Origin of the sequence: Hyphococcus luteus, assembly GCF_002943565.1 — a bacterium.
Classification (GTDB): Bacteria; Pseudomonadota; Alphaproteobacteria; order Caulobacterales; family Parvularculaceae; genus Hyphococcus; species Hyphococcus luteus.
Genome location: NZ_PJCH01000015.1, coordinates 45,071 through 63,521, shown reverse-complemented (window position 1 = coordinate 63,521; position 18,451 = coordinate 45,071). Strand labels below are relative to the sequence as shown.

The window sequence follows — 18,451 nt, the reverse complement described above, 5'->3', positions numbered from 1 at the left end:
GCGAGGCTTTATGAGATTTCATGCAATTCGGAAAAGCATCCGCAGCGCTCCGTTCATTTTGGCGCTTGCATTTGCCGCATGTGCGGACCCGGACACGGAAAAGGAAGCGAACATGTCTTCATCGTCGCTCGATGTCGCCAATGAAATGGTGACGGCCTGGAATGATCTGGATACGGACCGGATTGTCGCGCTTTTCGCAGAGGACGGTTCCCTCCATTCGATGATGAAAGAGCCGATCATCGGCCGGGAAAAACTGAGAGACCATATCGGCGCGCTGTTGAACGGCGCGACGCACCTCGAACTCAATCTCAGGACCGTCGCCGTTAAGGGAAATACGGTTTTTTTGGAGCGCGTTGACGAATTCACGGTCAACGGCAAGCCTGGTTCCGTGCCGGTCGTGGGCGTCCTTGATATCAAAAACGGCCATGTCGTCGAGTGGCGGGAATATTACGACCGTAATCAGCTTTTGAGCGAAATGGGCGTTTCGGCGCCGGAGCCGGCGAACAGCGATGACGCGGCTTCGAACGTTGCGATCTATCAGTCGGTAATCGACGCCTGGCGCAAAGGCGATGTCGATGCGGTGACGACCTATTTTACTGACGATATTGAATTTCACTCGCTGGCCGGGAAGGCGCCGGTGCAAGGACGCGAGGAGGTCGGCGCGTTTTTGAGGCAGCTGAGGGATTCAATGACGGAGAACAATATGCGCGTTGTCCGGTCCGAAGAAAGCGGCGACGATTTGCTTGTCGAGGGGGTCGAGGACTTTATTGACGCCGACGGGCACCATATCCAGATTCCGTATATGGGGGCTTATCGCTTTGAAAACGGCAAAATCAGCCGCTGGCGCGATTATTTCGATCCGACGATTGCCGAACGTATCCGCAGCGGCGAAACGATGCCGCAGTCTTTCAAGGAGCTTGTCAGCGACGGCGAGTAGCATGACTGGCGACGGGCGAAGAATGGCAAAGCATGTCGAACTACAGGCAGGTTGAAGGGATCATCGATGCGTGGCGCCGCAAGGATATAGACGCCGTGCTCAATCATGTGGATGAGGACGTCGAGTATCATTATCTTGTTGGCGTGCAACCCCTTCGCGGCAAGGATGAAATGCGCGCCCTTCTTGAAAAGTTCGGCGCCGGTCAATCGGAAATCCGCTGGCGCATCGTGAACGCCGTTGAGAATGGCGATATGGTTATGGTCGAGGGCGTTGACGATTATGTGGACGCCAGGGGACGGCGCATTCAAACGCCCTATATGGGCGTGTTTGAGTTCGAGAACGGCAAGGTTCGCCGTTGGCGCGATTATCTGGATCCTGCCTTGGTCAAAAAAGACAAGGCCGGAGAAGCGCAGGCCGAATGGGTGAAAGCTTTGATAGGGCGCGCCTGACGCTTGGATGTGCAATGAGGAAGATCAAATGAAGACGCTTGAACTGGCGCGCCACTTTATCGATTGTATTGAGCGGGGAGATCTGGACGCCGCGCGCGCCTGCTTCCACGAAGACGCCGGAATTTGGCATAATTACGACGGGGTCACGCAGACAGTCGATCAGAATATGCGCGTGGCGGCGAATATTGTCGACAAAACCAGGTCGCGGAAATATGACTATAAGCGCCTGCTTGAAATCGATGGCGGGTATTTGCAGCAGCACACGCTTCGCATTGTCGCGCAGGACGGAAAAGAACTGGCGGCGGAGGCGATCGCCGTTGTCCTGGTCGAAGATGGCAAGATAAAGCGGATCGAAGAGTATCTCGATCCGACGCCGCTCGCGCCGCTTCGCGGTTAGCGCTAAAGTAATATGCGGCATTTGGGCTATGTCCTGAAAACGGCGCCCGCATATCAGGACTGGAGCCAATGGCTAGGGAGATGCGCCATGTCGAAGCCTGTATTCATTCTCGGAGGCTTTCAAACCGATTTTTCGAAAAACTGGACGCGTGACAACAAAACACTGTTCGACCTTTTTTCGGAAACGGTGCTGAACGCGCTGGATGCCTGTGCGCTTGAGCCCGATGAAATAGAGGTCGGGCATGTCGGCAATTTCGTTGCGGAGCTCTTCACGGGGCAGGGGATGCTTGGCGGTTATTTCGGTCACGTTCACGAGGGTTTTTCCGGCATGCCGGCGTCGCGTCATGAGGGCGCCTGTGCATCCGGTTCGCTCGCGGCGCTCGCGGCGATGGCGGATATCGAAAGCGGCCGGTATGATCTTGCCTGTGTCTCAGGACTTGAACTGATGCGCAACGTGCCGGGCGATATTGCTGCGGATCATCTGGGCGCTGCAGCTTGGCGGGGCCGGGAGGCCGTTGACGCGAAATATGTCTGGCCCGCGATGTTTTCGAATTTGGCGGAAGAGTATGAGCGCCGTTACGGCCTCGATTACGATCACCTGATGGGCATATCGAAAATCAATTTCGAAAATGGCCGCCGCAACCCGAATTCACAGGCGCGAAACTGGTCGTTCACGGAAAAGAGCTTTACCGCCGACGATGAGGCGAATCCGGTCGTTGAGGGCATGATGCGCCGTCAGGATTGCGGCCAGGTTACTGACGGGGCGGCTGTCATTTTCCTCGCTTCGGAAGAAAAGGCGGCGGAATACGCAAAGCGGCGCGGTCTCGCGCTCGACGAGATCGCCCGGATCAAGGGTTGGGGACATACAACGGCGCCGATGCTGCTGGAAACCAAGCTGAAGGAAAGCGCCGATCAGGACTACATATTCCCGTGGGTGCGAAAGTCTATCGCCGACGCCTATGCGCGCGCCGGCGTCAGTGGTCCCGAAGAGATTGACGCAATTGAAACGCATGACTGTTTTTCCATCACGGAATACATGGCCATAGAGCATTTCGGGATCACTGCGCCGGGTGAAGCCTGGAAAGCCGTCGAGGACGGCCGCATCGCTTTTGACGGAGATATCCCCGTCAATCCGTCCGGCGGCCTTATCGGGATGGGCCATCCTGTCGGCGCGACCGGCGTGCGCATGCTGCTTGATGCGGAAAAACAAACGACTGGCAAAGCCGGCGATTATCAGGTCGATGGCGCGAAGAACGTCGCCACTTATAATGTCGGCGGATCTGGCACGACCAACTGTTCATTCGTGGTCGGCGTCTGACGAACACGATAAGCTCCGGTCCGGCGATAGCGGTTTTTTTTGCGGGCGCGAAATCAGCAATATTGTCGAGGGCCGCATATGCGACGATGCGCCCCGGGCAAAACTTTGGCCGTCAGGGGCGTTATTGTCTTCCTCCAATACGAAAAACGCTGGAAGGCCGAGGCTGGCGCTTTTGCGCTGAGCGTTGGGAAGTCAGCGCGCGTCTTCAGCGGATAACAGCGATTTCCGCCATGTTTGCCGCGCCGCAGGAATAGCCCGCATGGGTTATAGGCCGGCGAGAGAAAGGCTCTCCCCGGCCTCTATACCGCCGCGATCTCTAACAAACGTTCCGGGCCGTGGCCTGGAACGCCGCCGCGATGGGCGCCGCAATCGATATCGATGAGGACATTGAACGTTTGTCCCAGAGCCTTCGCTTTCGCGGCGAGGCCCTGCGCCGTTTCAGGAGTGTCGAGAATAAGCGTGACGGGCCGCGCCCATTGACTGCAAGGCGGCGATGCGCTCGAGCTTGTCCGCCTCGATTTATGTGCGCGGGACAACCCTCGCCGTCGACGGGGGATGGTTGGCGCGCTAAAGCTTCAGCCTTACGCGGTATTTGGAGAAAGCCTTATGGCGGATTATTTGACGTTCGGCGAAATCATGCTCCGATTGAAATCGCCCGGGCATGAGCGTTTCTTTCAATCCCCTCAATTCGAAGCGACTTTTGGCGGCGGCGAAGCGAATGTCGCTGTGGCGCTGTGCAATTACGGGCTCGACGCCGGGTTCGTCTCTGCGCTTCCCGATAACGATATCGGCGAATGTGCGGTCCGCGAACTTAGAAGCTTCGGCGTCGATACAAGCCATATCCGGCGCAGCGGCGACCGGGTCGGCGTCTATTTTCTTGAGGCCGGCGCCAACCAGCGGCCGTCGAAAGTCATTTATGACCGCGCCAATTCCTCCATCGCCGAGTGCAAACCCGGCGATTTCGACTGGCCGGCAATATTCAAGGGCGCGAAATGGCTCCATATCACAGGGATCACGCCGGCGCTGACGCAAGGCGCCGCGGAGTTGAGTCTTGAATGCGTCAAGGCGGCGAAGGAAGCCGGCGTCTCGGTGTCCTGCGATTTCAATTACCGGGGCAAGCTTTGGAAATATGGAAAGTCGGCCCCCGAAGTGATGACCGAACTCGTCAAATTCGTCGATGTGGGCGTCGCCAATGAAGAGGACTGCCAGAAATCGCTCGGCATTTCGGTCGATGTCGAGGTTGAAAGCGGCGAACTGGATACGAAGAAATACGAGGCCCTGTCCGCAAAGGTGCTGGAGCTTTTTCCGAATATGGAAGCGATCGCCATTACGCTGCGTGAAAGCAAAAGCGCCGATCATAACGGATGGTCGGCCTGTTTCCGGGACAAGGACGGCTTCAAGCTCAGCCGCCGCTATGAAATGACCGACATTGTCGACCGGGTCGGCGGCGGCGACAGTTTTGCGTCCGCCTTGATCTACGGGCTCAACGCTTACGCCGACCGTCAGCAATCGCTGGAATTCGCCGTCGCAGCGAGCTGTCTGAAGCATTCGGTCCTTGGCGATTTCAACCGCGTCAGTGTGGCGGAGGTCGAAAAGCTGATGTCGGGCGATGCGTCCGGGCGGGTTCAACGTTAAGATGCGGCGAAGCAACAAGGATGCGAAGTTGATATGCTGGCGGACCAATTAAAAGAAGCTCCCATCGTTCCCCTCGTGCAGGCGGACGACCCGGATGTCGCGCTGAAAACGGTTCAGGCGTTGCAGGCGGGCGGACTCAATATCATCGAAGTCGTCTTGCGGACGGACGCCGCGATGGAGTGTCTTGAGGCGATTGTAAAAGCCGATACCGGCGCGGTCGTTGGCGCCGGCACAGTGCTTTCGCCGGAACAGGCGGAAGAAGTCGTCAGGCGCGGCGCCGAGTTCATCGTCTCGCCAGGGCTTAATGACGATATTGTCCGCTACTGCCAATCGAAGAAACTGGAGGTCTTTCCCGGCGTCAACACGCCGACCGAAGTTCAGCGCGCTTGGAATTTTGGGCTTCGCGCCGTGAAATTTTTTCCGGCGGGACTGGCCGGCGGCGCGCCGATGTTAAAAGCGCTATCATCCGTGTTTCGCGACATGCGCTTCATGCCAACCGGCGGCGTCAGCGCTTCCAATCTGAATGAGTATCTATCCCTGCCGTCCGTCATCGCCTGCGGCGGCAGCTGGCTGACGTCGCAAAAAGCAATCGACGAAGGCGACTATGCGGCGGTGACGGCGCTTGCGAAAGAAGCGCTGGCGATTGCGAAAGGCTGACGCGCAAAGACGATCGAGCGCGAGAGGCGGGCGGAGGGAGAGGATGGCGATGAACTACCGTCTGAGTCGCCGCGCGCTTGTTCTAAGCAGCCTCGCTGCCGCTTCGGTGCCCGCATGGTCCCTTGCGGCGCAATCGTCGGATCATCCTGTCGCCCTTACGAGCTTCGGTCCGGTGCGCGACTTTGCGCACATGTGCATAGATCTGCGCAAAAGTCGTCTTTGCCTTGATGTCTGAAGGGGAAAATGGAGGGGAAGAAAACGCATAAACTCTGTCTCGCCCTCGACCATATCGCAAAGAAGTTCGTCATCTTCCGTAGCGAGCGCTTGCTTGCATTTTGACTGTCGGCTCAACTATTTCTGAGTTTTAAGGGGCGTTCCAGCGCGTTTGCGTCCTCAGATATGGGGTCGGATATGCAAGAAGAATTCCGCCCGACGCTTCGCCGTTAACCGACGATTTCCGATTCTCACAACCTAAGATATTAAACCAAGCCTTCTTTCTTAACCCAAAAGGCGTTAAGTTGCTGATCTCGCGGCGGCGTAACGCGAGACGGTTTTACTGCGCAGAGGCGATATGGAAGACAGCACAGCAATCGCATCCCGTGATGAAGCCGGCCCAGCGTCCCATTCCGGTCCGGGGCATCGGTTGATCACTGTCGAGGATTACGAGCCTTTAATCGGTGCGGAAGCGGTGGAGCGCATACAAAAGAAAGCGCAGCAGATCAGCGACGTTCATATCGTCAATGTCAATTCAACCTATTATGGCGGCGGCGTAGCCGAGATTCTCTCTTCACTGACATTGCTGATGAACGCCGCAGGCGTCCAAACCGGATGGCGCGTCATCGAGGGGCGCCCTGACTATTTTAGCGTTACAAAAAAAATGCACAACGCGCTGCAAGGAGAGGACATCAATCTTAGCGAGTTAAAACAAGATATATATGAGGAAGTCGTTTTCGAAAATGCGATGCGCATGCATCTCGATCATGACATTGTGATCGTTCACGATCCACAGCCTTTGCCTCTTATCCGGCATTTTCGCAAAAAAGCGCCGTGGATATGGCGTTGTCATGTTGATATGACAAGACCTAATCAGGAGCTTTGGTCATATCTCGCGCCGTTCATCGAGAAATATGATGCGGTTGTTTTTTCTCTGCCTGAATATGCGCAAAAACTGACGACGCCTCAGCGATTTATCATGCCGGCGATCAATCCCTTTTCCACGACAAATAAACAATTGAGCGAGGACGAAATCGCGGACCGGTTTGCGCATTACGGCATTCCGACGGACCTGCCGCTTGTTGTTCAGGTGTCCCGCTTCGACAAATGGAAAGATCCTCAGGGCGTAATCGATGCTTTTAAAATCGCCCGGAAAGAAGTTGACGCGACGTTGGTTCTGATCGGCAACGTGGCGACCGACGATCCGGAGGGGCAAGAGGTCTTTGAGTCCTTATGTCACTGCGCTGAGGAGCGCATCATAATTCTGTCGGTTCCGGATTCCGCGCTTGTGAATGCGCTCCAACAGCGCGCTGCGGTGGTGTTGCAGAAATCCTTGCGGGAAGGGTTCGGCTTAACGGTGACGGAGGCGATGTGGAAAGGCGTTCCGGTCATCGGCGGAGACGTTGGCGGCATTCGCCGTCAGATAGAAGACGGCGTCAACGGATTTCTTGTTGAAAGCGTTGAAGAGGCGGCCGAGAGGATTGTTCGTCTTTTGAAAGACAAAAAACTGCGGGAACGCATCGGCGCGAATGCGAAACAGTCCGTGCGTTCACGGTTCCTGCTTACGCGGCTGGCGGAAGACTGGCTGGATCTCGTTGGGGCGTTTGAACCGCATTTTCGCTTGAGGGGAGACGCCGGCGTTTGACCTTTGCGCTCGACGAATATGCGGCGGCCGGGATCTGGGCGGGCGCTTTCCGAAAGAGGGCGGCGCGGCGCGGGGTCCCTTGTGTGAGGCGCTACGAGTGAGTGAATACCGACGGGATAGAACCACAGGCGAATGGGTTCTTGTCGCGCCTGAAAGGAAGCGGCGGCCTCATGTGCGGTTTTCCGGGCACGCCTCGACAGGCGACGGCCGGGCATTAGATCCGGAATGTCCGTTTTGTCCGGGCAATGAGAATATGCTGACGGATATCCTTCTGGAAAGCCCGCTGGACGGTTCTTTGGGATGGCGGACGCGCGTTGTCGCGAATAAGTATCCCATGGTTTCTTCTGGCGCTAGCAAGGCGCCGGCGTTCGAGGGAGCGCCGGACAGAATAGCGGGCGGCGGTTATCACGAAGTCATTATCGAAACCGCGCGGCATAACGCCGATCTGTCTGCATTGGCGGTTGAAGAGGTTGAAGATGTTATTCGGACCTATTTGCGGCGATATGCCGATCTGATGAAGCGGCCAAACGTCAAAGCGGTTATTGTTTTTCGAAATCACGGGCGCCGGGCCGGCGCATCGCTCGGCCACCCTCATTCGCAGATCGTCGCGACCGGTATGGTCCCGCCGCGTCTTTCGGCGTCAGCGGCATGGGCGCGCCGCCACTATGAAAACCACCGTCAATGTGTCGTTTGCGAAGAAGTGCAGCGTGAATTGGAAAGCGGTCTGAGAGTGGTGGAGGAGACCGATAACTTTCTGATTGTCGTTCCGTTCGCCGCCGCCGGTCCTTTCGAACAAAGGATTTATCCTCGACGGCATCAGGCGTGTTTTTCCGAACTTGCCGAATTGGAAATCCGGGAACTTGCTGGCGCGCTGAAGCGCGCCCTGCAACATTTGAATGCTGTGCTCGATGATCCCCCGTATAATTTCGTTATTGAATCAGGGACGGCGGACAGCGCCGGCAGCCGCTATCGGCATTGGGATATAAGAATTGTTCCCGCTATTCAGCATCTTGGCGGATTTGAACTGGGGGCCGGCCTGCCGGTCAATTCATCATGTCCCGAAGACGATGCTGAAGAGCTGCGTTCGGTTCGGTTTTAGGCGGCAGGGGCGTCAGCAAATGCGCGGCAACTGTTCTCCCTTGGGCGTGCGGATCTGACGTTTCACGCCGTAAGCGCTGCGAATAAGGGCGCGCCCGCCTTGATGAGCCGGCGTCGTCTCGCCGATGCGCCGCGCTTGCCCGGCGCTCGCCGATCCAAGCGTTGCAACCGCCAGATCGGCGTGTTCGGCGGGAACGACCGCGATGAACCGGCCTTCATTGGCGACATGGATCGGATCAAGCCCCAAAAGTTCACATGCGCTGCTGATTTGCTCGCTGACCGCGATTTCCGGTTCGTCGACGGCAATCTCGCAACCGGCGCTTTGCGCAATTTCCACAAGCGCGGCGGCAAGGCCGCCGCGGGTCAGATCGCGCAGGCAGTGCAATTCGACGCCTGCATCGATGAGCGCGCGCACCTGATCCCATAAAGGCGCGCAGTCGCTTCTTATAGGCGGGGTGAAGTCGAGTTCCGCGCGCGAGGCCATCACGGCGACGCCGTGCCGGCCGATGTCGCCGCTGAGGATGATGGCGTCGCCGGGGCGCAGACGGCTGGGCCCCGGCGCGAAAGGCGCCTTCACAGAGCCGACGCCGGCCGTGTTGATGTAAAGCCCGTCGCCTTTGCCGCGTTCGACGACTTTGGTATCGCCAGTGGCGATGCGCGCGCCGGCGGTTTTCGCCGCTGCGCCGATCGATTGCGCCACCCGTTTCAGGGTTTCGATGGAAAGTCCTTCTTCGATGATGAAGGAGACGCTCAAATAAGACGGCTCGGCCGCGCACATCGCCAGATCATTGACGGTTCCGTTAACCGCGAGCGAACCGATATCGCCGCCGGGGAAAAACAGCGGGCTGACGACGTAGGAATCCGTCGTGAAAGCGGCCGGTCCGCCGAGCGAAACCGCCGCGCCGTCGCTTTCAATGTCGAGGCTCGCCTGGTCCATCGCCGGCGCGATGATCTTGCCGATCAGGTCGCGCATCAGGCTTCCGCCGCCGCCATGGCCGAGTTGAATAAGCGCGCCGTCGCCGGCGTTGATCGCGCAATGGGGGCCGGCGGGCTCATCTTTCATGGCCGGAGCCTCCTTCGCGATATTGGTAATAGGCCGAGCAGGCGCCTTCCATAGAGGCCATGGTGACGCCGATGGGATTGTCCGGCGTGCAGCTTGTTGCAAATCGCGGACAATCCGGGGGACGCTTCACGCCCTGCAGGATCGCCCCGCTGATGCAGCCGCAGTCGCGCCGGGGCGCCGCGCCAATGGCGCCGAAACGGCGTTCGGCGTCAAAATCGGCGTGCGCGGCGTTCAAGGCCAGACCGCTCGCCGGGATGACTCCCATGCCGCGCCATTCCTTCGGCGCGATCTCGAATATTTCCATCATGAGGGCTTGCGCGGTTTTATTTCCCTGTTGCGCGACCGCGCGTTCATAGCTGTTTTCAACGAAAGCCTCGCCCGCCTCGAGCTGGCGGACGGCGTGGAGGACGCCGCGTAAAATGTCCGCAGGCTCGAAGCCCGTCGCAACAATCGGCGTATGATGTTTTTCGGCGATCGCATGATAAGCGTCGAGCCCGGCGACGGCGCAGACATGGCCCGCCGCCAGAAAGGCGTCGATCCTGCAGTCCGGCTGGGACAGGAGCGCCAGCAGGGCCGGCGGCACGAGCACCTGCGAAACGAGAAGCGAAAAATTCGTCAGGCCTTCGTCTTTGGCGCGCCTGACGGCAAGCGCGTTCGCCGGCGCCGTCGTTTCGAAACCGACAGCGAAGAAGACGACGTCTTTGTCTGGATTGACGCGTGCAACCTCAACGGCATCGACCGGCGAATAAACGACGCGCACGTCGCCGCCGCGCGCTTTTGCCTGCGCAAGGTCGCTGTCGCCGGATGGCACGCGCAGCATGTCGCCGAAGGTGCAGAACACGACATCGGGGAGAAGAGCGATTTCGATCGCCTTGTCGATATAGGATTGCGGTGTTACGCAAACAGGACAGCCCGGCCCGTGCAGCAGCGTGATCTCTTCGGGAAGCAGCTCTTGAAGGCCGTAGCGCATGATTGCATGGGTCTGTCCGCCGCATACTTCCATGACAGACCAGTGTTGAATTGTGGTCTTCCGTATCTCTTCGGCAAGACGCTGAACGCTGTCTACAGCGCGGAATTCATCGACATATCTCATGCAATCAATCCGGTGCCTGGTCGAGAGCGGTTAAGTTCGCGATTTCGTCGAGCGTTCTTTGCGCAGCTTCTTCATCGAGGCGGGTGATCGCGACGCCGGCGTGAACGATGACGTAATCGCCGATTTGCACCTCCGGCGCTAAAGCGAGGCTTGCCTCCTTGATCACGCCGCCAAAGTCGACGCGCGCGCTGCGCGAATAAGCGGCGCCTGAGATGTCGAGAACGCGTCCCGGTATGGCTAAACACATGCCGCACTCTCCAACGCCTGTCCGCGCGCCCACAGCGCCTGACCGAGCGCAAGGCCGCCATCGCCGGGCGGGACGGCGCGATTGATGAAAACCTGAAAGCCTTGCGCGCGTAAGCGCCGCAGCGCGCATTCCGTCAACAGGCGGTTTTGAAAACATCCTCCCGACAGGGCGACGGTTCTGATCCCGGCGATGGTCGCCGCGCCCGCAATCATGGCGGCGAAGGTTTCATGGATGGCGCGGGCTATCGCCGGGGCCGGGCGGCGTGCTTCAAGATCGCCGATCATCGCGTCCAGCATGGGCCGCCAGTCAATATCGAGGAGGCCGGGCGCGCCGCTTTTGACGGTATCGAAAGGATAAGGGCGGCAGTCTCCCTCGCGGGCGAGGCGGGCGCAGCGCTCCAGCGTCATCGCCGCTTCCCCTTCATGGCTCGCGTTCAGGCATAATCCAAGCAGGGCGCTGCAGACATCGAACAAGCGTCCGGCGCTTGACGTTGCCGGCGAGTGCAGGCCCTGCTTCACCATTTGCTGCAGGAGCGAAAATTCTTTTTCGTTAAAGGCCGGCGCCATCCGGTTCACATCGGCGTTCATGGCCATGAGCGCGCCTAAAGCGCTCCGGCGCGGCTCGCGCATCGCCTTTTCCCCCCCGGGCAGGCGAAACGGAACTAGGCGGGCGATGCGCGTCCAGCTTCCATCTTCGATATGCAGGAACTCGCCGCCCCAGATCGTTCCGTCGGGCCCGAGCCCAGCCCCGTCCCAGGCGACGCCGAGAACCGGCGGTTCGAGTCCATGCTCCGCCATGACGGAGAGGATATGCGCGTGATGGTGCTGAACCGGGATGACGGGAAGTCCGAGATCGTCTGCGAAGCGCGTCGTCTCATAGTCCGGATGCTGATCGCAGGCGATGATCTCGGGCTTAACGCCATTGAGATCCTGAAGTCCTTCGATTGAGGCGTGAAATGCGTCGTCCATGGCAAGCGAGCCAAGGTCGCCTACATGCGGCCCCAGAATGGCGCGTTCTCCGGTTACGATTACGGGTGCGGTTTTCAGATGACCGCCAAGCGCCAAGATGGCGGACGCTTCGGATGCGCCGCCGAGTTTAATCTCGCCGGGAGCGAGGCCGCGCCCCAGGCGCAAGACTTGCGGCGCGCCGTCGATCACGCGCATGACGGCGTCGTCGATGGGGCGGCGAATGCGCCGATTGTGAAACAGAACGAAGTCGGCAAGCTCCGACAGGGCGTCGTAGGACCGGGTTTCGTCAAAAATGATCGGCTCGCCGCTTCCGTTGGCGCTTGTCGCGGCGAACGGACATTGGGCCCGGTCGGACAAAAGCCGGTGCAGCGGCGTATAAGGCAAAAAGATTCCGATTTCAGGCGCATTCGGCGCAAGATTGGCCGCGAAGCGCGCATCGGCTTTGGGCGTCACGAGGACAATCGGCGCGGCGGCGGAGGCGAGGAGCCTTTCTTCAGCCTGACTGACATGCGCCAGCGCGTGGGCCTCGTCGAGGCCGGCGAGGATCGCGAAGGGTTTCGCGGGACGTTTTTTCTTTTCGCGCAAGGCGCGGATCGCCGCCTCGTCACAGGCGTTCGCCAGCAAATGAAAGCCGCCGACGCCTTTCACCGCGACGCAGGCGCCCTCGCGCAAAAAGCGCGCGGCATGGTCCAACGCTTCGCCGCCGCGCGCCAGACAGACGCGCTCTTTATCAAGCAAGGCGATCTCGGGCCCGCAATGGGAACAGGCGATGGGTTCGGCGTGAAACCGCCGGTCATGCGGGGAGCTATACTCTTCGGCACAGCGCGCACACAGATCGAAATCGCGCATGGTCGTGGCGGCGCGGTCGTAAGGCATCGTTTCGATGATGCTGTATCGCGGCCCGCAATTTGTGCAGTTGGTGAACGGGTAACCGTAACGCCGATTGGACGGATCCCTTATCTCTTCAAGGCAATCATCGCAGATCGCCATATCCGGCGGGGCGCGGGTCGTAAGCGATTGATCGCTGCAATTTCGCCGGACCTTGAAGGAAACATCGCCGTGAACAGGAATCGAAGAAAGGCGGACCGCGTCTATTTCGGCGCTGGGCGGCGGCGTTTCGCGCAGGCGCCGCACGAACGCGCCGACGTTGTCACGAGGTCCCTCGATTTCGATCGAGACGCCCTCGCTTGAATTATAGACATGTCCGGCGAGGGAGAGATCATGCGCAAGCCGGCTGACGAAGGGGCGAAATCCGACGCCCTGCACGACGCCCTGCACGACAAGGCGCAGGCGCGTCACTTCTTCAGGCTGCGTCAAAATCTGCGTCATTCACTCTTCGGTTTCGATGCTTTTCAAAAGAATGGTTTCCGCATTCGGGTCGTCAATATCCTCCGACACTTCCGTGGCCAGTTCTGCACCTTCAGCGATGGACCCTTTGGCGGCGACGTTGAAATGTTCGCGGAAATGGCCGGGCGTCATATGCGACAGCGCGCCGAGCCAGACCTCAACGGCTGTGATGCGCTTTGCGCCTTCCTTTTCCGCGACGTCCAGGATTTTCGCCATCAGGCTCTTCATCAAAGAGGCTTCATGCATGAGATGGTTTTCCTCTACTCCCGGCTGAATTCATCGAGGATTTGCGTGACGAGGCGGCGGCTCGCTTCCGCGACGGACGGCGTCAGCGCCGCGCCGGGCTCGGCGCTGCCCGCTTCTATTCCGTAGACAATCAACCTATCCGGCAAGCCGGAGAGCGCCCGCGCCATCTCGATCGTGGCGCCAAGATCGACGCCGTGGGTGGAGATTTCGCCGAAACAGGCGGGAAGGGGCGATCTATGCGCCTCGAAGCGTTGCACCTGTCCGGGAGCGCCGCCGCTTGCGCAGGCGTCAATGATGACGATCCGGCGCCGCCCAGAGAAGGCGTCGATCAATTCCGCCGGATCGCCGCGGCAGAGCATCACGTCGAGCTGCGGCGCTGCGGCGGCGACCGCTTCGGCGGTGACGGGGCCGGCCGCGTCATCGCCCCGGTCGGCATTGCCGACGCCAATCACAAGGCCCTTCATGCTTGCGCCTCGTCGCCTGTCAGGCGCTCGATATTGAGTTTTAGAAAGTGCGTAGAGCAGGAAATGCACGGATCGTAATTACGGATGGTTTGTTCGCAGCGGTGCTGAAGGACGTCGTCGGCCATGTCGAGATTGGCTTCGATCACGCCGCGGACGTCTTTTTCGATGCTCGGCTGGTTCTGCGAGGTCGGCGGAACGATGCGGGCTTCCTTGATCAATCCGTCGTCGCCGATTTCATAGCGGTGATAAAGCAGACCCCGCGGCGCCTCCGTGGCCCATCGCCCGTTCGCCTCTCGCGGTTCGACATCGATAGCGGGTGCGTCCGGCTCCCGGTAGCCGTCGATGATTTCAAGCGCCAAGTCGAAGGCGAACAGCACCTCGACCGCGCGGGCGATCAGGCTCTTATAGGGATTGCGGCAGGACGGCGTGAGACCGGCCTTTTCCGCCAGCGCGACAATCTCGGGAGAGAGGCGGTCATGGTTGAGCGCAAAGCGCGCCAGCGGACCCACAAGATAAGAGCGGCCTTGTTTCGTGCGGCCGTGCAGCGCCGTCGAATGCGGCACATGGATTTCCTGGAAATGATTCTCGAAATCGTCATACGGAATGTCGAGACCGGCGCTTGAGACGATGCGCCCTTCATTCATCGGATAATGCGAAGGATTGCGCAGCGCGACCAGAAGATAGTCGCGTTCATAATCGGGATAGGGCAGGCCGGCGGCCCAGTTCAGCGTTTCAATCGCGGCGTCCCGCGCCCATTGAAGCTCGTCCCGCAGCTTCAGGAGGTCGGCGCGTCTGGGCGCGCGATAAAACCCGCCGACCCGCACATTGACGGGATGCACCTCGCGCCCGCCAACCGTCGCCACAATGGCGTTGCCCGCCTTTTTCATGCGCAGCGCGCGGCGCACGAGATCGCCATGGGTCTTCGCCATCTCGACAACGCCGTGGCAGCCGAGAAAATCCGGCGCATGCAGCATGAAAATATGCAGCACATGACTTTCGATCCATTCGCCGCAATAGAGGAGACGCCGCAGGACGTGCAGCGGGTCCGGAAGGGCGCCGCCGCACGCCGCCTCCATCGCATGAACTGCGCTCATCTGATAGGCGACGGGGCAGATCCCGCAAATGCGCGCAGTGATGTCCGGCGCTTCGCGAAAATCGCGGCCTCTTAGAAAAGCCTCGAAAAAGCGCGGCGGTTCGAAAATATTCAGTTCGACCTGTTCGACGACGCCGTCCCTTATGGTGGCGTTCAGCGCGCCTTCGCCTTCGACGCGGGCGAGATATTCAACATTGATCGTTCGGCGCGTCATGTTTTTCGCTCTCTTCCCGGAAGGCGGGCGCGTAGGCGTTGAATGTCCGCAAAATGCGAACAATCTCATCTTCTGACAAGCCTTGGGCCTGAAGCAGGCGCGCGGTCGCCGGCATGTTGGCGGCGTCGCTGGGGCCGAAACAGCCATAACAGCCGCGCCCATAGGCCGGGCAGATCGCGCCGCAGCCGGCGTGGGTCACCGGACCGAGGCAGGGCGTTCCCTCGGCGACGGCGACGCAGACCGATCCGCGCGCCTTGCACTCGCCGCACACGCTGTCGGCGGCGATCATCGGCTTGCGCCCGAAGGTCATGGCGCTGACGACCTCAAGCAATTGCTTTTTATCGACCGGACAGCCGCGCAGATTGAAATCCACCGTGACGTGATCTTCGATGGGCGTCGAGGTTTCGAGCGTCTTGATGTAATCGGGGCGCGCATAGACCGCTTTGGTGAATTCCTTGACGTCGGCGAAATTCCGAAGCGCCTGGATGCCGCCGGCGGTGGCGCAGGCGCCGATCGTCACCAGCTTGTGCGACTGCCGGCGCACGTCCTGTATGCGCTCGGCGTCATGGGGCGTGGTGATCGATCCTTCCACCAGCGACAAGTCATAGGGTCCCGCAACGGTCTTGCTCGAGGCTTCGAGGAAATAGGCGATCTCGACCGTCTCGGCGAGCGCCAGAAGCTCGTCTTCGAGATCGAGGATCGAAAGCTGGCAGCCGTCGCAGGACGCGAATTTCCAGACTGCGAGTTTCGGTTTCGCCATAAGATCAGATCTCCGGCGTTTGCAATAGGGCGCGTATGCGGTCGAGCCGGAACACCGGTCCGTCCTTGCAGACGAAATGCGGACCGAACTGGCAGTGACCGCAACGGGCGAACGCGCATTTCATATTGCGTTCTAGCGACACATAAATCGAGTCCTGCGGCAGGTCCCTCGCCATGAGTTCGTCGGCGGCGAGGCGCATCATGACCTCCGGGCCGCAAATGAAAGCGACGGCGTTTGCCGGATCGAAATGCGCGGCTTTAATGAGGCGCAGGATAACCCCGATATTGCCGTGCCAGTCCTGTCCGGCGCGGTCGACGGTCACGTCGAAGCCGACGTCGGGGCGCCCGCGCCAATCGGCGATGTCGCCGAGAAAGAGAAGGCTGTCCGGATCTTTGGCGCCATAAAGGATGACGATGCGCTGAAAGGCGCTGCGCCGGTGAAGCGCGTCGAGAATGGCGGGACGCAAGGGGGCAAGGCCAAGGCCGCCGGCGATGATGAGAAGATCCTTGCCGCGCGCGGCTTCGACCGGCCAGCCGGCGCCGAAAGGGCCGCGCAGACCGACAAGGGCGCCGCGTTCATGCGCGATAAGCGGGCGCGTCACCGATCCGACGGCGCGGATCGTGTGAATGATCCGTCCCGTTTCTCTCGGATCGCCGCTGATGCTGATCGGGACCTCGCCGCCGCCGAAAGCGTACAGCATGTTGAACTGACCGGGCTCGAAAGGCATGGCGTTCGCCCGGTCTTTCGGCTCAAGGGCTAAGGTCGCCGTGTCCGCGGTCTCCATCTGCTTTTCAACGATACGCCAGACCTGAGGGCGGTAAGGGTCTGTCTGCGCGCTGACAGCGGTCACTGCGCCGTGCTCCCGCCGGCGTAAAGGTCCATCGCTTGAATGCGCGCGTGCGTCAGGCGTTCGACCATGACCGGAACGAAGCGTTTCATGAGATCATAGCCGACCGCGCTGTCGGCGTCGCATTTCTGGCGAAGGCAGACCGCATCGAAAGCGATGGCGCGGGTGTCGTCGACGGCGCGTGCGTCGAACCGGCATGTATAAGGCGGCACGAGCCAGCTCGCATTCAAAATGTCGCCGCCATCGAGCGTTTCCACACAAAGCGCCTTGCCGGCGGCGGGCATTTCCAGGGCGACCCGGCCGTGCCGGACGACATAGAACGTATCCGCCGCATCGCCGAGCCGGTAGATCATCTCGCCGGCCTTGAAACGCACATTGCGCGCGCAGCCAGCGATCAGCGACGAGATGTCGGGCGTCAGGCCGTCGAAGAAGGCGTGGGATCGAATTATGTCTTCAAGCGGCTTAATTTTCACCATTGTCAGCCTCTTCCGCATGACGGCGCAATGCGGCCGCTTCTTCCGTGATGTCGATGGATGCGGGGCACCAGGAAATGCAGCGCCCGCAGCCGACGCAGCCGCTGTCGCCGAACTGATCGATCCAATGGGCGAGCTTGTGGGTCATCCATTGGCGATAGCGCGCCTCGACGGAAGGCCGGACTGGACCGCCATGGAGATAGGAAAAATCGAGATTGAAGCATGACGCCCAGCGCTGTCGGCGTTCGGCGCTTTCGCCGTCGAGGGCGGTCACATCCTCTGTGGTGTTGCAAAAACAGGTCGGACAGACGAGGGTGCAATTTGCACAGGAAAGGCACCGCTCGGCGACGTCGCCCCATTGCGGCGCGTCCTGATTGTCTTGCAGGATCTCTTTCAGCCCGTTCGTGTCGAGCGCGCGCCCCATGGACTGCGCCGTTTCGGCGAGGATGGCGTCGGCGCGCCCGACCTCCTGCGGCTCAGCCGCGCGCAAGGGCAGCTTGCGTGCGATCTCGGCGCCGGCCTCGGTTTCGATCTCCACGAGAAAATCATGCGCGTCAGGCGCAATGAGCTCCGTCAGGACGAGATCGTGACCGCGGGTCACTTTGGGCCCTGTATCCATGGAGACGCAAAAACAGGTCTCGCCGGCTTCGCCGCAATTCACCGCGATAAAGAGCGCCCCCGACCGGCGTGCGGCGTAATCGGGGTCCGGCGCATCGCCGTTCATGAAGACGCGGTCCTGTAGTTCGATCGCGGCAAGCTCGCAGGCGCGCATGCCGAGAAACGCCATTTTGGGCGCAGGCTCTTCGGGCTCCGTAAAGGAAAGCTCGTCGCCGGATTTTTCCGCCCGCCACACCGTGCGGCTTGGCTGGAAAAGATAGGGCCGCCAGGATTGCGCCCCGGCGATATAGCCGAACAGGGCGTTGTCGGCGCGTTTCTCAAGACGATAGCGCCCGGCGGCCTGACGGCTTGCGACGCCTTCGGGAAGCGCGCCCGCATTATCGATTTCCTGATAGACGACGGCGCCGTTGTCGACTGTGGGGCCGATCACGTCATAGCCTTCCGCCTGCAGCACGGTGATGAGGTGATCGAAATCCGCCCGGGAAAGAACAGCCTGGGCGCCTGGCTTGACCTGGTCTGCGGAGAGCATCGTCTGTGTCATGCCTGGATTGATCTGTCGGCTCTATGAAATGTCGCGGTTCGCCGGTCCAGTGTAAAGGGCAAAATTGAAAACACGTTCGCAAACCCGCATAAGGCGCTGAAAGCAGGGCGTCGGCCTCGCGGGGGTGCG

At 60.1% G+C, this 18,451-nt stretch carries 20 protein-coding genes; 8 read left to right on the top strand and 12 right to left on the bottom strand.

Annotated features, from left to right (window positions below):
- Positions 1-112: 112 nt before the first annotated feature.
- The 4 genes from CW354_RS16490 (at position 113) to CW354_RS16475 (ending at position 3,100) form a co-directional block, all read left to right on the top strand.
- Entirely contained in the window at positions 113-937 is an 825-nt protein-coding gene (locus tag CW354_RS16490; RefSeq protein ID WP_165793782.1) for a nuclear transport factor 2 family protein, read from the top strand.
- Positions 938-969: 32 nt separating this feature from the next.
- Positions 970-1,386: a nuclear transport factor 2 family protein gene (locus tag CW354_RS16485; protein WP_104831194.1), complete on the top strand. Its 417-nt coding sequence runs from the start codon at positions 970-972 to the stop codon at positions 1,384-1,386.
- 28 nt (positions 1,387-1,414) lie between these two features.
- Positions 1,415-1,783: a nuclear transport factor 2 family protein gene (locus CW354_RS16480; protein ID WP_165793781.1), complete on the top strand. Its 369-nt coding sequence runs from the start codon at positions 1,415-1,417 to the stop codon at positions 1,781-1,783.
- An 87-nt stretch (positions 1,784-1,870) separates the two neighbouring features.
- Positions 1,871-3,100, top strand: coding sequence for an acetyl-CoA acetyltransferase (locus tag CW354_RS16475; RefSeq protein WP_104831784.1), 1,230 nt, complete (start codon positions 1,871-1,873; stop codon positions 3,098-3,100).
- 299 nt (positions 3,101-3,399) lie between these two features.
- On the opposite strand, the gene CW354_RS24130 is transcribed toward CW354_RS16475, so the two are convergent.
- Positions 3,400-3,636 carry an alanine racemase gene (locus CW354_RS24130; RefSeq protein ID WP_165793780.1) on the bottom strand — a complete coding sequence of 79 codons (237 nt, stop codon included), beginning with the start codon at positions 3,634-3,636 and terminating at the stop codon, positions 3,400-3,402.
- A gap of 70 nt (positions 3,637-3,706) precedes the next feature.
- On the opposite strand from CW354_RS24130, the gene CW354_RS16470 reads away from it, so the two are divergent.
- The 4 genes from CW354_RS16470 to galT all read left to right on the top strand — a co-directional run bounded on the left by CW354_RS16470 (position 3,707) and on the right by galT (position 8,349).
- Complete coding sequence (locus CW354_RS16470) at positions 3,707-4,735, top strand: sugar kinase (RefSeq protein WP_104831192.1); 1,029 nt, start codon at positions 3,707-3,709, stop codon at positions 4,733-4,735.
- Positions 4,736-4,768: 33 nt separating this feature from the next.
- Positions 4,769-5,392, top strand: a complete 624-nt coding sequence (locus CW354_RS16465; protein ID WP_207764866.1) for a bifunctional 4-hydroxy-2-oxoglutarate aldolase/2-dehydro-3-deoxy-phosphogluconate aldolase — start codon at positions 4,769-4,771, stop codon at positions 5,390-5,392.
- A gap of 643 nt (positions 5,393-6,035) precedes the next feature.
- A complete protein-coding gene (locus tag CW354_RS16460; protein ID WP_207764865.1) occupies positions 6,036-7,250 on the top strand; it encodes a glycosyltransferase in 1,215 nt (404 codons plus the stop codon).
- A 97-nt stretch (positions 7,251-7,347) separates the two neighbouring features.
- Positions 7,348-8,349 carry a galactose-1-phosphate uridylyltransferase gene (gene galT, locus CW354_RS16455; RefSeq protein WP_165793779.1) on the top strand — a complete coding sequence of 334 codons (1,002 nt, stop codon included), beginning with the start codon at positions 7,348-7,350 and terminating at the stop codon, positions 8,347-8,349.
- Positions 8,350-8,361: 12 nt separating this feature from the next.
- Here the strand turns inward: galT and hypE are convergent, their stop codons facing one another.
- Genes hypE through CW354_RS16400 form a run of 11 tightly spaced genes read right to left on the bottom strand, consistent with a single transcriptional unit; the run spans position 8,362 to position 18,322 of the window.
- On the bottom strand, positions 8,362-9,411 hold the full coding sequence (gene hypE, locus CW354_RS16450; RefSeq protein WP_104831189.1) for a hydrogenase expression/formation protein HypE: 1,050 nt from the start codon (positions 9,409-9,411) through the stop codon (positions 8,362-8,364).
- The gene (gene hypD, locus CW354_RS16445) at positions 9,401-10,504 is read right to left on the bottom strand and encodes a hydrogenase formation protein HypD (protein WP_104831188.1); all 1,104 of its coding nucleotides are present in this window, start codon (positions 10,502-10,504) and stop codon (positions 9,401-9,403) included. Before hypD ends, hypE begins: the two co-directional genes overlap by 11 nt.
- Before the next feature lie 4 nt (positions 10,505-10,508).
- The gene (locus CW354_RS16440; RefSeq protein WP_104831187.1) at positions 10,509-10,751 is read right to left on the bottom strand and encodes a HypC/HybG/HupF family hydrogenase formation chaperone; all 243 of its coding nucleotides are present in this window, start codon (positions 10,749-10,751) and stop codon (positions 10,509-10,511) included.
- Entirely contained in the window at positions 10,742-13,048 is a 2,307-nt protein-coding gene (gene hypF, locus CW354_RS16435) for a carbamoyltransferase HypF (RefSeq protein WP_207764864.1), read from the bottom strand. The genes CW354_RS16440 and hypF overlap by 10 nt, the downstream gene beginning before the upstream one ends.
- On the bottom strand, positions 13,049-13,312 hold the full coding sequence (locus CW354_RS16430; protein WP_104831186.1) for a hydrogenase maturation nickel metallochaperone HypA/HybF: 264 nt from the start codon (positions 13,310-13,312) through the stop codon (positions 13,049-13,051).
- A 14-nt stretch (positions 13,313-13,326) separates the two neighbouring features.
- Positions 13,327-13,776 (bottom strand): hydrogenase maturation protease, encoded by a 450-nt coding sequence (locus CW354_RS16425; RefSeq protein WP_104831185.1) that lies wholly within the window; start codon positions 13,774-13,776, stop codon positions 13,327-13,329.
- Entirely contained in the window at positions 13,773-15,083 is a 1,311-nt protein-coding gene (locus CW354_RS16420) for a Ni/Fe hydrogenase subunit alpha (RefSeq protein WP_104831184.1), read from the bottom strand. The genes CW354_RS16425 and CW354_RS16420 overlap by 4 nt, the downstream gene beginning before the upstream one ends.
- A complete protein-coding gene (locus CW354_RS16415) occupies positions 15,058-15,843 on the bottom strand; it encodes an NADH-quinone oxidoreductase subunit B family protein (RefSeq protein ID WP_104831183.1) in 786 nt (261 codons plus the stop codon). The genes CW354_RS16420 and CW354_RS16415 overlap by 26 nt, the downstream gene beginning before the upstream one ends.
- A 4-nt stretch (positions 15,844-15,847) precedes the next feature.
- Positions 15,848-16,693 carry an FAD/NAD(P)-binding protein gene (locus CW354_RS16410; protein ID WP_207764862.1) on the bottom strand — a complete coding sequence of 282 codons (846 nt, stop codon included), beginning with the start codon at positions 16,691-16,693 and terminating at the stop codon, positions 15,848-15,850.
- On the bottom strand, positions 16,690-17,166 hold the full coding sequence (locus tag CW354_RS16405; protein WP_104831181.1) for a cyclic nucleotide-binding domain-containing protein: 477 nt from the start codon (positions 17,164-17,166) through the stop codon (positions 16,690-16,692). Before CW354_RS16405 ends, CW354_RS16410 begins: the two co-directional genes overlap by 4 nt.
- Positions 17,153-18,322: a 4Fe-4S dicluster domain-containing protein gene (locus tag CW354_RS16400; protein ID WP_207764861.1), complete on the bottom strand. Its 1,170-nt coding sequence runs from the start codon at positions 18,320-18,322 to the stop codon at positions 17,153-17,155. Before CW354_RS16400 ends, CW354_RS16405 begins: the two co-directional genes overlap by 14 nt.
- Positions 18,323-18,451 lie beyond the last annotated feature (129 nt).

Excerpts from the sequence above, each read along its gene's own strand:
- hypF (WP_207764864.1), bottom strand. The coding sequence starts at position 13,048 with ATGACGCAGATTTTGACGCAGCCTGAAGAAGTGACGCGCCTGCGCCTT.
- CW354_RS16405 (WP_104831181.1), bottom strand. The coding sequence starts at position 17,166 with ATGGTGAAAATTAAGCCGCTTGAAGACATAATTCGATCCCACGCCTTC.
- CW354_RS16425 (WP_104831185.1), bottom strand. The coding sequence starts at position 13,776 with ATGAAGGGCCTTGTGATTGGCGTCGGCAATGCCGACCGGGGCGATGAC.
- CW354_RS16440 (WP_104831187.1), bottom strand. The coding sequence starts at position 10,751 with ATGTGTTTAGCCATACCGGGACGCGTTCTCGACATCTCAGGCGCCGCT.
- hypD (WP_104831188.1), bottom strand. The coding sequence starts at position 10,504 with ATGAGATATGTCGATGAATTCCGCGCTGTAGACAGCGTTCAGCGTCTT.
- CW354_RS16490 (WP_165793782.1), top strand. The coding sequence starts at position 113 with ATGTCTTCATCGTCGCTCGATGTCGCCAATGAAATGGTGACGGCCTGG.
- CW354_RS16470 (WP_104831192.1), top strand. The coding sequence starts at position 3,707 with ATGGCGGATTATTTGACGTTCGGCGAAATCATGCTCCGATTGAAATCG.
- CW354_RS16480 (WP_165793781.1), top strand. The coding sequence starts at position 1,415 with ATGAAGACGCTTGAACTGGCGCGCCACTTTATCGATTGTATTGAGCGG.
- CW354_RS16485 (WP_104831194.1), top strand. The coding sequence starts at position 970 with ATGTCGAACTACAGGCAGGTTGAAGGGATCATCGATGCGTGGCGCCGC.
- CW354_RS16430 (WP_104831186.1), bottom strand. The coding sequence starts at position 13,312 with ATGCATGAAGCCTCTTTGATGAAGAGCCTGATGGCGAAAATCCTGGAC.
- CW354_RS16475 (WP_104831784.1), top strand. The coding sequence starts at position 1,871 with ATGTCGAAGCCTGTATTCATTCTCGGAGGCTTTCAAACCGATTTTTCG.
- CW354_RS16415 (WP_104831183.1), bottom strand. The coding sequence starts at position 15,843 with ATGGCGAAACCGAAACTCGCAGTCTGGAAATTCGCGTCCTGCGACGGC.
- CW354_RS16400 (WP_207764861.1), bottom strand. The coding sequence starts at position 18,322 with ATGACACAGACGATGCTCTCCGCAGACCAGGTCAAGCCAGGCGCCCAG.
- CW354_RS16420 (WP_104831184.1), bottom strand. The coding sequence starts at position 15,083 with ATGACGCGCCGAACGATCAATGTTGAATATCTCGCCCGCGTCGAAGGC.
- hypE (WP_104831189.1), bottom strand. The coding sequence starts at position 9,411 with ATGAAAGATGAGCCCGCCGGCCCCCATTGCGCGATCAACGCCGGCGAC.
- CW354_RS16465 (WP_207764866.1), top strand. The coding sequence starts at position 4,769 with ATGCTGGCGGACCAATTAAAAGAAGCTCCCATCGTTCCCCTCGTGCAG.